This is a genomic window from Iodobacter sp. BJB302 (assembly GCF_002735645.1).
Classification (GTDB): Bacteria; Pseudomonadota; Gammaproteobacteria; order Burkholderiales; family Chitinibacteraceae; genus Iodobacter.
Genome location: NZ_PDZG01000012.1, coordinates 68,394 through 80,422 on the forward strand (window position 1 = coordinate 68,394; position 12,029 = coordinate 80,422).

Annotated in this window: 13 protein-coding genes; 6 read left to right on the forward strand and 7 right to left on the reverse strand. The window is 50.9% G+C overall.

Annotated elements, in window-relative coordinates; all coding sequences use genetic code 11:
- Positions 1-16: 16 nt before the first annotated feature.
- Both CSQ88_RS06125 and CSQ88_RS06130 read left to right on the forward strand, forming a co-directional pair.
- Positions 17-1,108, forward strand: a complete 1,092-nt coding sequence (locus tag CSQ88_RS06125; RefSeq protein WP_099397224.1) for an ABC transporter ATP-binding protein — start codon at positions 17-19, stop codon at positions 1,106-1,108.
- A gap of 88 nt (positions 1,109-1,196) precedes the next feature.
- The gene (locus CSQ88_RS06130; protein WP_099397225.1) at positions 1,197-1,529 is read left to right on the forward strand and encodes a multidrug efflux SMR transporter; all 333 of its coding nucleotides are present in this window, start codon (positions 1,197-1,199) and stop codon (positions 1,527-1,529) included.
- 64 nt (positions 1,530-1,593) lie between these two features.
- On the opposite strand, the gene recR is transcribed toward CSQ88_RS06130, so the two are convergent.
- The 3 genes from recR to dnaX all read right to left on the reverse strand — a co-directional run bounded on the left by recR (position 1,594) and on the right by dnaX (position 4,328).
- The gene (gene recR, locus CSQ88_RS06135) at positions 1,594-2,190 is read right to left on the reverse strand and encodes a recombination mediator RecR (protein ID WP_099397226.1); all 597 of its coding nucleotides are present in this window, start codon (positions 2,188-2,190) and stop codon (positions 1,594-1,596) included.
- Positions 2,191-2,279: 89 nt separating this feature from the next.
- Positions 2,280-2,609 carry a YbaB/EbfC family nucleoid-associated protein gene (locus CSQ88_RS06140; protein WP_099397227.1) on the reverse strand — a complete coding sequence of 110 codons (330 nt, stop codon included), beginning with the start codon at positions 2,607-2,609 and terminating at the stop codon, positions 2,280-2,282.
- A 15-nt stretch (positions 2,610-2,624) separates the two neighbouring features.
- Positions 2,625-4,328 (reverse strand): DNA polymerase III subunit gamma/tau, encoded by a 1,704-nt coding sequence (dnaX, locus tag CSQ88_RS06145; protein ID WP_099397228.1) that lies wholly within the window; start codon positions 4,326-4,328, stop codon positions 2,625-2,627.
- Between the two features lie 14 nt (positions 4,329-4,342).
- On the opposite strand from dnaX, the gene CSQ88_RS06150 reads away from it, so the two are divergent.
- From CSQ88_RS06150 to CSQ88_RS06160, 3 genes are all read left to right on the forward strand, one after another.
- Entirely contained in the window at positions 4,343-4,543 is a 201-nt protein-coding gene (locus tag CSQ88_RS06150) for an oxidoreductase-like domain-containing protein (RefSeq protein WP_233702893.1), read from the forward strand.
- A 4-nt stretch (positions 4,544-4,547) separates the two neighbouring features.
- On the forward strand, positions 4,548-5,954 hold the full coding sequence (gene dacB / locus CSQ88_RS06155; protein ID WP_180273551.1) for a D-alanyl-D-alanine carboxypeptidase/D-alanyl-D-alanine-endopeptidase: 1,407 nt from the start codon (positions 4,548-4,550) through the stop codon (positions 5,952-5,954).
- A gap of 249 nt (positions 5,955-6,203) precedes the next feature.
- Entirely contained in the window at positions 6,204-7,289 is a 1,086-nt protein-coding gene (locus tag CSQ88_RS06160; protein WP_099397230.1) for a poly(3-hydroxybutyrate) depolymerase, read from the forward strand.
- A gap of 146 nt (positions 7,290-7,435) precedes the next feature.
- On the opposite strand, the gene CSQ88_RS06165 is transcribed toward CSQ88_RS06160, so the two are convergent.
- Positions 7,436-7,864 carry a GNAT family N-acetyltransferase gene (locus CSQ88_RS06165; RefSeq protein ID WP_099397231.1) on the reverse strand — a complete coding sequence of 143 codons (429 nt, stop codon included), beginning with the start codon at positions 7,862-7,864 and terminating at the stop codon, positions 7,436-7,438.
- Positions 7,865-8,066: 202 nt separating this feature from the next.
- Here CSQ88_RS06165 and guaA point away from each other — a divergent pair, with 202 nt between their 5' ends.
- Positions 8,067-9,644, forward strand: a complete 1,578-nt coding sequence (gene guaA, locus CSQ88_RS06170; RefSeq protein ID WP_099397232.1) for a glutamine-hydrolyzing GMP synthase — start codon at positions 8,067-8,069, stop codon at positions 9,642-9,644.
- 82 nt (positions 9,645-9,726) lie between these two features.
- On the opposite strand, the gene CSQ88_RS06175 is transcribed toward guaA, so the two are convergent.
- From CSQ88_RS06175 to CSQ88_RS06185, 3 genes are all read right to left on the reverse strand, one after another.
- Positions 9,727-11,565, reverse strand: coding sequence for a DEAD/DEAH box helicase (locus tag CSQ88_RS06175; protein WP_218963009.1), 1,839 nt, complete (start codon positions 11,563-11,565; stop codon positions 9,727-9,729).
- A gap of 85 nt (positions 11,566-11,650) precedes the next feature.
- A complete protein-coding gene (locus tag CSQ88_RS06180) occupies positions 11,651-11,875 on the reverse strand; it encodes a hypothetical protein (protein ID WP_099397233.1) in 225 nt (74 codons plus the stop codon).
- Between the two features lie 61 nt (positions 11,876-11,936).
- Positions 11,937-12,029, reverse strand: a 93-nt coding sequence (locus tag CSQ88_RS06185; protein WP_143449410.1) for an IS3 family transposase, incomplete at its 5' end; no start/stop codon positions are given.

Here is a 12,029-nt window from a genome sequence, read left to right on the forward strand (position 1 = left end):
ATACAAGGAATAAACAATGGGTGCACTGGCCATTAAAAATATCATCAAAAGCTTTGGTGATACAGATATCCTGAAAGGCATCGATATTGCGATTGAAGCGGGGGAGTTTCTGATTCTGGTAGGGCCATCGGGCTGTGGTAAATCCACTTTGATGAATATTATTGCCGGCCTTGATGCACCAAGTAGCGGTGAGATTTATATCGGTGGGCGCAAGGTGAATGACGTGCCACCTAAAGACCGGGATATAGCCATGGTGTTTCAAAGCTATGCGCTTTATCCCACCATGAGTGTGCGGCAAAATATTGCTTTTGGTTTGGAAACGCGTGGCGTACCAAAAAAAGAGCAGGAAGATATTATTGAGCGTGTTTCTAAAATGCTGCAAATTACGCCGCTCTTAAATCGAAAGCCTGCTGAATTATCCGGAGGGCAGCGGCAGCGGGTGGCCATGGGGCGCGCTTTAGCCAGAAACCCAACTTTATTTTTATTTGATGAGCCGCTATCTAATTTAGATGCCAAATTGCGCGTGGAAATGCGTACTGAAATAAAGCAATTGCATCAGCGTTTAAATACCACCATTGTTTATGTGACCCACGATCAAATTGAGGCGATGACGCTGGGGGACAAAATTGCCGTAATGAAAGATGGGATTATTCAGCAATTTGGCAGCCCGCAGGATATTTATGAAAAACCAGCTAATTTATTTGTTGCTGGTTTTATTGGCTCGCCCTCAATGAACTTTATTCCTTGCCATTTGGCTGAGCAAGATGGCCGCGTTGGCGTGAGCTTGCAATCTGAAGGGGATATCCAGTTTTTAGCTGTGAAACAAAGTGCGCAACTTACCCAGCGGCTGGGGCAGAAAGTTTTACTGGGTATCCGGCCAGAGCAGCTGGATGTCGCGGATTCTGAAACCGGTGGTTTGGGGTGTCTTGTGCAGCTCACAGAGCCTACAGGCCCGGATACCATGATTTTTACGGAAATAAACCACACCCCCGTGGTGGCGCGGGTTCACCCAAGAGCGGTGAAAGGGCCGGGGGAAACGTTGCGCTTATCCCTCGATATGACTAAGGCGGTGATGTTTGATCCGGAAAGCACGCTAAGAATTGAGTGATTTTTTTGCCAAGCTTGTCATTATTTACCCGTGTCCATCGGGCCGCATATCGTAAGATGGCGGGCTTGTTTATGCAGGTTACTGATTGATGAATGCGTATATTTTATTGGCGGTTGCCATTGTGGCTGAGGTGATTGCCACCTCAGCCCTTAAAGCGACTGAAGGATTTAGTCGGCTGATGCCCAGCATGGTTGTGTTTGTGGGCTATGGTGTGGCGTTCTGGATGCTGTCGTTGGTGTTGAAAAGTGTGCCGGTCGGCGTGGCTTATGCGATTTGGTCGGGTATGGGGATTGTGCTAGTCACCATTGTAGCGATGTTGTTTTACGGCCAGAAACCAGACTGGCCTGCGATTATTGGCTTGGGCTTGATTGTGAGCGGCGTGGTGGTGTTGCAGCTGTTTTCTAAGATGTCGACGCATTAGCTCACCCTTAGCGAAAGTAAGGCTTCGTGGTTCGTACCTGCGGGGCTATATCTAATCCGGCCAATCAAACGCTGCGTCGCTCAAGCATGGCTTGTGCCAGTGTGCCTGCGTCAACGTGTTCCAGCTCGCCGCCTACCGGCATGCCACGGGCTATCCGGCTGACTTTCAGGCCGCGGGCGCGCAGCATTTCGGCCAGATAGTGGGCGGTGGCTTCGCCTTCTGTGGTGAAGTTGGTGGCCAGGATGACTTCTTCTACCGTGCCATCACTGGCACGCTCCAGCAGTCTTTGCAGGGCAATATCGTTGGGGCCAATGCCATCAAGCGGGCTGAGCCTGCCCATCAGCACAAAGTACAGGCCGTGAAAAGCCAGTGTTTGCTCAAGCATCATTAAATCGGTGGGCATTTCTACTACGCAAAGCAGATTGTGCTGGCGTTTTTCATCGCTGCATACATCGCATAAATCCACTTCGGCAAAGGTATTGCACAGGCTGCAATGCTTGAGCTTGCCCAGCGCATTATTGAGCGCAGTGGCTAAATCGGCCGCTCCTTTCTGATCGCGCTGCATTAAATGAAAGGCCATTCTTTGCGCTGATTTTGGGCCGATGCCGGGCAGGGTTTTCAGTGCGGCGATCAGGGCGTGCAGGGATGGTGGTGTAGACATGGGGTGCTCTGGCGTAAAAAAGGGGCAGATTGCCCCTTTTGGATAGCTGCGCAGGGGAGGGGTGCTCCGCCATACGAAACCAGACTTAATTAAAACGGCATTTTAAAGCCCGGTGGCAATTGCATGCCCGCGGTAAAGCCAGCCATTTTTGCTTCGGATGTGGATGCCGCTTTACGTACTGCATCGTTAAATGCAGCTGCGATCAGGTCTTCCAGCATGTCTTTATCGTCGGTCATCAGGCTGTCATCGATGGCGACGCGTTTTACTACATTGGCACATGTCATGGTGACTTTGACCATGCCTGCACCTGCCTGGCCTTCTACTTCTACAGTAGCCAGTTCGTCTTGTGCTTTTTTCATGTTTTCTTGCATTTGTTGGGCTTGTTTCATCAGATTGCCCATGCCGGCTTTACCAAACATTGTCTTGCTCCTTGGTTAACTGAGTGGTTTGATTGAATCAGGAATCACCGTGGCACCAAAATCACGCACCACGGATTGTACAAAAGGATCGTTTTGAATAGATTGCGTTGCCTCGGCAAGGCGGGCCAGTTTTTCTCTTAAAGCGATGGCTGCGGGTGTATCGCCGCTGGCCGAGCCAAGCGTGATGGTCAGCGAAATATCATGGCCAAAGTGGTTGCTGAGTGCTTCGCGCAGTTTTTCCTGATAGGCGCGGCTGGCGACAGCGGTGTGTTCTTCGCCCACTAACAGCTCGATCGAGTTCGCGGTATAGCCCAGTAATTCTGCGTTTTGCGCCAGCATGCCTGCAGCACCCAGCTTGAGCTGCAGAATCAGCGCGCGCCAGTCGCCATTAAACGTGCCTTTTGTTACGGATGCTGCAATAGCGGCGGGGGCCGGTGCTGGCGGCGCAGCACGCTCTTCCTCGTGCCAGGGCGGTGCATCGTAATGCGCGGGCTCATCGCTGATCGGCGGGCGTGGTGCGGCTTGTTGCTGTACCTGCGGAGTGGGCGCAGGTGCATGAGGTACGGCTTGAATTACCGGAGCTGCCGTTGCGAGCGGACTGGCTGCTTGTGATGGCAGATTAATCTGGCTTGCTTCTGCAGGAGAAAAGGCCAGCATGCGCAGCAGCGTCATGCTAAAGCCTGCGTATTCATCCGGAGCCAGCGGTAAATCGCGGCGGCCGTGCAGGGCAATTTGATAATACAGCTGAGCGTCTTCCGGGCTCATGGCCTCTGCAAGTGCAGCAATTTGCGCTCTTTGTGGCAAATCGTCGGCCAAGGCTTTGGGCACGGCTTGTGCCACGGCTACCTGATGCAGCAAGTGCGCCAGCTCGTGCAGGGCCGATTCGTAAGATAAACCACGGCCCGCAATGGCATCCGCAGTAGCTAATACGGCATTGCCATCGCCTGCAATCAGCGCCTGCAGAATATCAAATAAATAGCTCTGATCCACCGCACCCAGCATGGCGCGCACGGCCAGCTCGCCCACGTCGCCGCCGCCATAAGCAATGGCCTGATCCAATAGGCTGAGCGCATCGCGCATCGAGCCATTAGCTGCATGGCCAAGGATATTGAGTGCGCCTTGCTCAAAATTGATTTCTTCGGCTTGCAATACCTGCGTTAAATGGCCGGATACTTGCTGCGGCGTCATTTGGCGCAAAGAAAATTGCAGGCATCGGCTGAGCACCGTAATCGGCACTTTTTGCGGGTCAGTGGTGGCTAAAATAAACTTAACGTGGGCGGGTGGTTCTTCCAGCGTTTTAAGCATGGCATTAAACGCACTTTTTGACAGCATGTGTACTTCGTCGATAATGTACACTTTGAACCGCCCGGCGGTCGGCGAATACTGCGCGTTGTCCAGCACTTCGCGAATATTATCGATGCCGGTGTTGGATGCCGCGTCGATCTCTAAAAGATCAACAAAGCGCCCCGCATCAATCTGCGTACACGCCGGGCACACGCCACACGGCGTGGCAGTGACGCCGGTTTCGCAGTTCAGCGCTTTTGCCATAATCCGCGCGATAGTGGTTTTACCCACACCGCGTGTGCCGGTCAGCAGATAGGCGTGGTGTAAACGATCATTTGCGAAGGCATTTGCCAGCGCTTTGATCACATGTTCTTGCCCAACGAGTTGGGCGAATGATTTGGGCCGCCATTTGCGTGCCAGTACTTGATAAGCCATAGATGAATTCTACCATGATGCTGCCACTTGATAATCAGCTTACCTTTCCCGAAGATGATCCCGCGCCAACAGCTCCGATAGAGCCAGAGTTTGAATCCTGCTGCGGAAGCGGCTGTGGTGATAGCTGTGTCTTTGATATTTATTATGTTTTACGCGCTCAGTACCTTGCGGATTATGCCGCCTGGCAGGCGCGTCAGGCTGCTCACAAAGAGTGAAATTTTGAAAAAATTGTTATTAGTTTGTGCCCTTGCATGGGGTAACGCTCACGCTGCCGGGCTGCCCGCTGAAATTTTAAGCGCTTTAAAGGCCGCAAAACTACCGAGTGATTCACTGAGCTTGGCGATTGTACCGCTGCAATCGTCTTTGCCTGCACTCTATTTTCAGGAAGACAAGCCCAGCAGCCCGGCATCCACTATGAAGCTGGTGACCACCTACGCCGGTTTGTCGCTTTTAGGCCCGGCTTATCAGTGGGCGACTGAAATCTCATCCACGGTTAAACCAGTGAATGGCATTTTAAATGGTGATCTTTACATTAAGGGCTATGGGGATCCAAAGCTGAATCTGGAGCGATTCTGGCTGATGCTGCGCGATTTAAAAGCAGCAGGCGTTAAAGAGATTCGGGGCGATTTAGTGCTTGATCGCAGTTTCTTCAGCGTAAGCGATGAAAATGCCTCCTATGACGACGATGGCGATGAGCCTTACCGGCCTTTTTTGGTTTCCCCGGACAGCTTGCTGAGCAATTTTAAAAGCCTGCGTTTAACACTCAGGGCCGAGGCGGGCGGCGTGGTGACATCGCTGGAGCCTAATTTAGCCACGGTGCTGATTGATAATCGCCTGAGCAGCAGCCCAGCAGCGTCTTGCGCTACGGCAAAAAACAAGCTCCAGATGGGGGTCGATAATCAAGGCGGCAGCGCCAAAATCGTGCTGAGCGGCAGCATGCCAGCGGGCTGCACGAGCGAGCGTTATTTGGCGCTGCTGGATCATCCCAGCTATACCGCCAGCCTGTTTCGCAGCCTGTGGGCCGAGCAGGGCGGTGTGATAACTGGCGCGAATCGTGCGGGAGTGGTGCCCGCAGAGGCGCAGGTATTGCTGACCACGCGCTCGCCCGATTTGGCGAATGTGATTCGCGATATTAATAAATTCAGTAATAACACCATGGCGCGCCAGCTGTACCTTAGTCTTGGCTCAGCTGAGCCGGGCAAAGATTCGCCAGCAAAATCTTTTGCTGCTGTGCAGCGCTGGCTGAACGGGCGGGGCAAAAATTTTGATGAGCTAAAAATGGAAAACGGCTCGGGCTTATCAAGGCAAGAGCAAATCAGCGCACGGCATCTGGCCGAGCTGCTGGTTGATGCATGGCAAAGCCCCTATGCCGCAGAGTTTATCTCCTCTTTGCCGCTGGTAGCGCTTGATGGCACGATGAAAAAACGCCTTGGCAGTATGGCGGGCGAAGCGCATATCAAAACCGGCACTTTGCGGGATGTGCGCGCCGCTGCGGGCTATGTGCGCGATACCAACGGGCAGACATCAGTAGTGGTGGCGATGATTAACCATCCGCAGGCAACGGCAGGCTTGCCGGTGCTGGATGAAATCTTGCGCTTTGTGCACCGCAGGGTGGCTAAGCAGTGAGTTTGAGCATGCTTACTGCGCTATGACTTGTTGACGTTTTATTCTCCTGATTTTTGGGCTGGTGGCTGCGTTGCCTGGGTCCCGATAAACCCTTGAGGGGGGGGCTAAACGTGTTCGTTTTGAGCCTCTTTCTTAAAAAGCCTGTAGCTACACGTCATAAAAGATTCAAGTTGTGATGTGGGATTTCCTGGGGATATTTCTAATAATGAAAGTTAATATGAAAACTATCATTATTAACCGGAGAATTCCATGAAAGCTTTATTTGAAAAACCGCGCTTTTGCGCAGTCGGGGTCTTACTATTGCTGGGCTTGCTGGCCGATGCCGCCTATGCAGATAAAACCGCCAAACTGCCTGCTTATAAGGTGGATTTAAGCCAGACATCGGTTTCCGGCTTGTCTTCTGGCGCATTTATGGCAGCGCAGTTTCATGCCGCGTTTTCAAGCACGCTGGTGGGGGCAGGGATTGTGGCTGGCGGGCCGTTTTATTGCTCTGGCTCGGCTTATCCTGCGCCGCCATCGGCAACCGTGGCGCAAACGGCCTGCATGAATCCATCGCTAAGCCCCTATGGCCCGCCCGATCCAAAACTGCTGCTCAGCCTGGCAAAAGGTTTTGCGTCTGCAGGGGCGATTGATGCGCTTGATTTTCTAAAGAATCAGAAAGTCTATCTGTTTAGCGGTAAGGCCGATAAAACCGTGGCCACGGCGGTTGTTGATCAAACTGCTGCGTTTTACCAGCTGGCCGGGATGCCTGCAGAAAATATTAAATATATTCAGAGCGTCAACGCAGGCCACGCCATCATTACCAATAACCAGCAAGATGTAGTCTGCGCCGATACCAGATCGCCCTATATCAACGATTGCGATTTTATTCAGTCGCAAGACATCCTGAAGCATATTTACGGCGATTTGCAGCCCGCTGTAACTGCGCTCAGTGGCAAGATTATTCAGTTTGATCAAAGTGAATTTATCAAATCCGGCTACACCAGCATGAGTGACGATGCTTATCTTTATGTGCCTAAGGCATGTGAGGCGGAAACCTGCAAAGTGCATGTGGCTTTTCATGGCTGCGAGCAAGGGGCGGATACAATCGGCAATCTGTTTTATGGCACCACGGGCTATAACGAGCTGGCAGACGCCAATAAAATCATCGTGCTTTACCCGCAGGCCAAGCCCAGCTATGGCTTTTTTACCCCCTATAACCCTAAGGGCTGCTGGGATTTCTGGGGCTATTCAGACCCGTTTAATCCTTTAGCACCTAATTTTTACAGCAAAACTTCACCACAAATGTCTGCCGTGAAAGCCATGCTTAATCGTTTGGGGCAGGCAAAAAACTAATTTAGCGTAAAAACGCCGCTTCTTATTTATCAAGGGCGGCGTTTTATTTGTGGGCAGGGGAAGGCCCGGCTCTGATTAAAAGATAATTTTTAGCCTGAGTTAGCAAGCTTTATCGCCTGAGCTAATCACCTGTTTACGCACCCATACTAAGCCTGATACACCGCCGGGCTATGGATTTCCATAAAGCGCGAGGTGTTGGCCAGCTCAGAAAAGCCAAACTGGGTGTAAAGCGTGTGGGCATCTTTGGTGGCCAGCATAAAGCGCCGCAAGCTCTGTAAATCAGGGTGGGCCAGAATAGTGGCGATTAAATACTTGGCTAAGCCCTGGCCGCGGTGTGCGTCCAGAATATACACATCGGCCAAATAGGCAAAGCTGGCCTTGTCGGTAATCACTCGTGCAAATCCTACCTGGCTGTCGCCCAAAAATACCCCAAAGGCCAGTGAGTTTTGTGTGGCTTTGGCCACCGTATCGCGTGAAATGCCGGGGGACCAGTAAGATTGGCTTAAAAATGCATGAACAGCATCCAGATCAAAACGTTGCGGATCGGTGCTGATGTGGTAATCGCTGATGGGCATGACGGTCCTCCTTGGCATAGTGCTTACAAGTTTATCCCTTTGGCATTTTTTGCGCTTGCTTTGTTAGAAAGAACAGCGGCTGCACGCGTTGAGATAGGGCAAATCTGCACGTATGGCCGCTGTTTGCTGAATAGGTGCTGGCTCGAAGGGGCATAGCAAGGTAAAATTCGGCGATTATTTAAACATCAAAGATTTTGACAGCATGGATAAAATTCTGATTTTGGACTTTGGCTCGCAAGTAACTCAGCTGATTGCCCGCCGTGTTCGCGAAGCGCATGTGTATTCTGAGCTGCATTCTTTTGATGTATCGATCGATTTTATTCGTGAATTTAATCCGACCGGTATTATCCTCTCCGGCGGCCCTAACTCAGTTTACGAGAGCGATTACCAGGCAGATCCAAAACTATTTGAGCTGGGCGTGCCGGTACTCGGTATTTGCTACGGCATGCAATGGATGGCCGAATCGCTGGGCGGCAAGGTAGAAGCAGGCACCGTACGTGAATTTGGTTTTGCTGAAATCCGCTCGCAAGAAAACAGCAAATTATTCGGTGGCCTTGAAGATCGCAAAAACAGCGCAGGTGAAAGCGTGCTGGAAGTATGGATGAGCCACGGTGACAAAGTCACTGCGCTGCCAGCCGGTTTCTCTGTGATCGCCAGCAACGAGGCGTGCCCGATTGCCGCCATCAGCGACGAAGCACGTGGCTTCTACGCTGTGCAATTCCACCCGGAAGTAACGCACACCCTGAAAGGGCGTGAAATGATCAACCGCTTTGTGCTCGATATCTGCGGCGCAAAGCCAAGCTGGACCATGCCTAACTACATCGACGTAGCCGTGGCTAAAATCCGCGAGCAAGTTGGCACAGATGAAGTGATTTTGGGCCTATCCGGCGGCGTGGATTCATCTGTAGCCGCTGCGCTGATCCACCGCGCCATTGGTAATCAACTGACTTGCGTGTTTGTAGACAATGGCTTGTTGCGCCTGAACGAAGGCAAACAAGTGATGGCCACCTTTGCCGAGCACCTTGGCGTAAAAGTGATCCACGTTGATGCCGCCGCTCAATTTATGGGCCACCTTGCTGGTGTAACCGACCCAGAAGCCAAGCGCAAAATCATTGGCCGCGAATTCGTAGAAGTATTCCAGGCTGAATCAGCCAAACTGCCAAGCGCAAAATGGCTGGCCCAAGGCACCATCTACCCGGATGTGATCGAATCTGCTGGCGCAAAAACCGGCAAAGCGCACACCATCAAGAGCCATCACAATGTAGGCGGCCTGCCAGAAACCATGAAGCTCTCCTTGCTAGAGCCGCTGCGCGAATTATTTAAAGACGAAGTGCGCGAACTCGGCGTAGCGCTTGGCCTAGCCCCAGAGCTAGTCTACCGCCACCCCTTCCCAGGCCCAGGCCTAGGCGTGCGTATCCTTGGCGAAGTAAAGCAAGAATTCGCTGACCTACTGCGCTTTGCCGACGCTATCTTTATCGAAGAGCTACGCGCTGCGGTAGATGAAAAAACCGGCAAAAACTGGTACGAACTCACCAGCCAAGCCTTCGTCGTCTTCCTGCCAGTAAAATCCGTCGGCGTAATGGGCGACGGCCGCACCTACGACTACGTGGTAGCGCTGCGCGCCGTAGTCACCTCCGACTTCATGACCGCCAAATGGGCCGAACTGCCTTACGATTTGCTGGGCAAAGTATCTAACCGCATCATCAACGAAGTGAAAGGCATTAACCGCGTTGTTTATGATGTGTCAGGAAAACCACCTGCTACGATTGAGTGGGAGTGAGGCCTTCTTGCAGGAATTGCTTGGTCACTACAGGCAAAGACTGGCACTGAAATAATGAAAGCCCGCGATGCGGGCTTTTTCTTTATGCTGCAATTTTTTCGCAGGCCGCCCGTGCTTTTTGGGCAAAAACCGAGTTTTTATCGGCGGTGAGATAAAGCTGATTCATGGCGCGCGTCATGCCGACGTAGAGTACACGGGCTTGTTCGGACTCTTCGCTTTTTTGATGGGGTAGACTGCCTAAACCAGCAATAGCAACTACGGGAAATTCTAGTCCTTTGCTGGCATGCAAAGTGAGTACAGATACGCCGTTGGTGGCTTCAATTGACCCCGTTTGAACTGGAATCTGGCAGCGTTTGAAGTGCTCGCGAATGGCATCGAGTTGATAATTGAAATAAGCCAAAACGGCCATATCGCGCCATTCAATACCTTGCGCTTGGCATTGCTGAAATTTTCTTGCAATGGTTTCAAGTTCAGCATTAAAGGTTGGTAATTGAATAAATTCAGGCGCTATATCGCGTCGCCCTGCTGTTTGGGGTAGTACGAGCGGTACACCATCTTCTTCTGCATCTTGTGCCGAGAGTAAATCGCGGGCAAATTCATAGGCTACGCCGAGTACTTCGGCGCTATTGCGATAATTCAATTTTAAGATTGTAGTGCGACCACGCGCCTGAATTCCAACGCTGGAAAAAGTGAATTGGCGTTTGCTCGACTTCTGGTAAATGTCCTGAGCGCTGTCATACAGCATCAGCAGGGCATTACTGCATGGGTCGACCATTTGTACGACAAGGCGTAACCATTCTGATTTGAAATCATGACCTTCATCAATCAATAGGGCGGAGTATTGCCCTGCAGGTACCTCATTTCGGTTTACGCCGTCAATTACCCCCTGAATCGTTTCTTCCCAATACTCAGTACTATTAGGTTTTTCCTTGGATTTTGGCAGTAAATAGGTTCGCGCCATTTCCCCGCACCAGCTATGAAATGTTTGCACTGTGACTTGTTGTGACAAACCTTTTTGTGCCATCCAACTTTTTAGTTTTTGCGATAATCCTTTGTTGAAACAAAGAATTAACACGGGCTTGCTTGAATTTTTTGCTAGATATTCGGCACGGTAGCCCAAAATCATCGTTTTGCCTGATCCGGCCACACCATGAATCACGCGATGGCCTTCGCCCAGACTACGTGCCAATTGTTCTTGCTGAATATCCATGACTCGAATTAAATCGGGGATCGCCATTGCATTGGTGTGTGGCTCGCTTGGTGCTGCATCAAATAAACTACCCTGACGGCATACAATCCGCACATCAGGAAATAAATGCCAACGAATTCGATCAATTTTCGGCAGGGTGAGTCGGCAGGGAAAGGGCTGCAAAAACATATCCCAGAGCCGCTTTTGAAAAGCTTCGGCATCTGCCGATTCGGTCATTTCATCCTGGCAAATCACCAAATGTTCGGGCAAGACGTCGGCCAAGTTGGCTTCGTTAAAATCTTTACGTGTGATATTGGCAAGGATTAAGCCGTGGCCATAGGGCATGACTAACTTGCCTGCATATCGACTGGCGGCTGTATTGATCAGTAGCGGGTCTTTTTTGAGCATATCAATCGTGACATTGATAAAGTCTCGTGCTTTCAAAAGTGGATTGACGTCTTTTTTGTATTGACCGTTGAAATCACATTCCACAATCTGCGGGTCAATTCGTAAGATGCTTGATAACTTCCAATCTTTGACTTCGAGTGCCAACAGGCCGCGATGTGGATTGAGAATCAAAAAATCAGGCCGCCGCCGCTTTACCCCCACATCAACGTCATACCAGCAGCAGTAGTCTTCATCGAGTAAAGCTTCAAGTCGGCGAGCAAATCGTTTTTCACCTGAAGTCATTCGGGATAGGCAGGTGTTTAAACTGGGGATGAGCGTTGCCATTCAATATTTCCTGATTGCTACAGATATATAAATATTTCGCAATGATAGGCGTAGTAGTAAGGAATGTCATAAATAGTTTACGTTCTTAATCAGCAAATGCCTGCTTCACCGCATCAACAATCCTTTCACCCATTCCTGCATTCTCGGCAAGGATTGGATATCGCTTACAAAGCTGATTAGACAGCGCATTTCCATTCTGCCGAATACTACGAATAATGCTGTCCAGTTCATTATCCGGCGCTTCTAAAAATTGCTTGATGGCGCTGCGGGCTTGATCGTTGGCGTTCAAGAAATGGGCTTCTTTGCGCATTTCTTGCGTTAGCGTGGTGGTTAGGGTTGAACTGACCCCAATTAGTTGGACAGTATAAAAGCTAGGCGCTCAAGGGCTGGGTTCTGTATTGCACAGGACTCAGCCCTTTTAACTTCAGTTTGATTCGGTCGTGGTTATAGTAATGGATGTAATC

Bases quoted from the DNA above. Each gene is read 5' to 3' on its own strand.
- CSQ88_RS06165 (WP_099397231.1), bottom strand. From the start codon at position 7,864: ATGCCCATCAGCGATTACCACATCAGCACCGATCCGCAACGTTTTGAT.
- CSQ88_RS06160 (WP_099397230.1), top strand. From the start codon at position 6,204: ATGAAAGCTTTATTTGAAAAACCGCGCTTTTGCGCAGTCGGGGTCTTA.
- CSQ88_RS06175 (WP_218963009.1), bottom strand. From the start codon at position 11,565: ATGGCAACGCTCATCCCCAGTTTAAACACCTGCCTATCCCGAATGACT.
- CSQ88_RS06140 (WP_099397227.1), bottom strand. From the start codon at position 2,609: ATGTTTGGTAAAGCCGGCATGGGCAATCTGATGAAACAAGCCCAACAA.
- guaA (WP_099397232.1), top strand. From the start codon at position 8,067: ATGGATAAAATTCTGATTTTGGACTTTGGCTCGCAAGTAACTCAGCTG.
- dnaX (WP_099397228.1), bottom strand. From the start codon at position 4,328: ATGGCTTATCAAGTACTGGCACGCAAATGGCGGCCCAAATCATTCGCC.
- recR (WP_099397226.1), bottom strand. From the start codon at position 2,190: ATGTCTACACCACCATCCCTGCACGCCCTGATCGCCGCACTGAAAACC.
- CSQ88_RS06125 (WP_099397224.1), top strand. From the start codon at position 17: ATGGGTGCACTGGCCATTAAAAATATCATCAAAAGCTTTGGTGATACA.
- CSQ88_RS06150 (WP_233702893.1), top strand. From the start codon at position 4,343: ATGATGCTGCCACTTGATAATCAGCTTACCTTTCCCGAAGATGATCCC.
- CSQ88_RS06130 (WP_099397225.1), top strand. From the start codon at position 1,197: ATGAATGCGTATATTTTATTGGCGGTTGCCATTGTGGCTGAGGTGATT.
- CSQ88_RS06180 (WP_099397233.1), bottom strand. From the start codon at position 11,875: ATGCGCAAAGAAGCCCATTTCTTGAACGCCAACGATCAAGCCCGCAGC.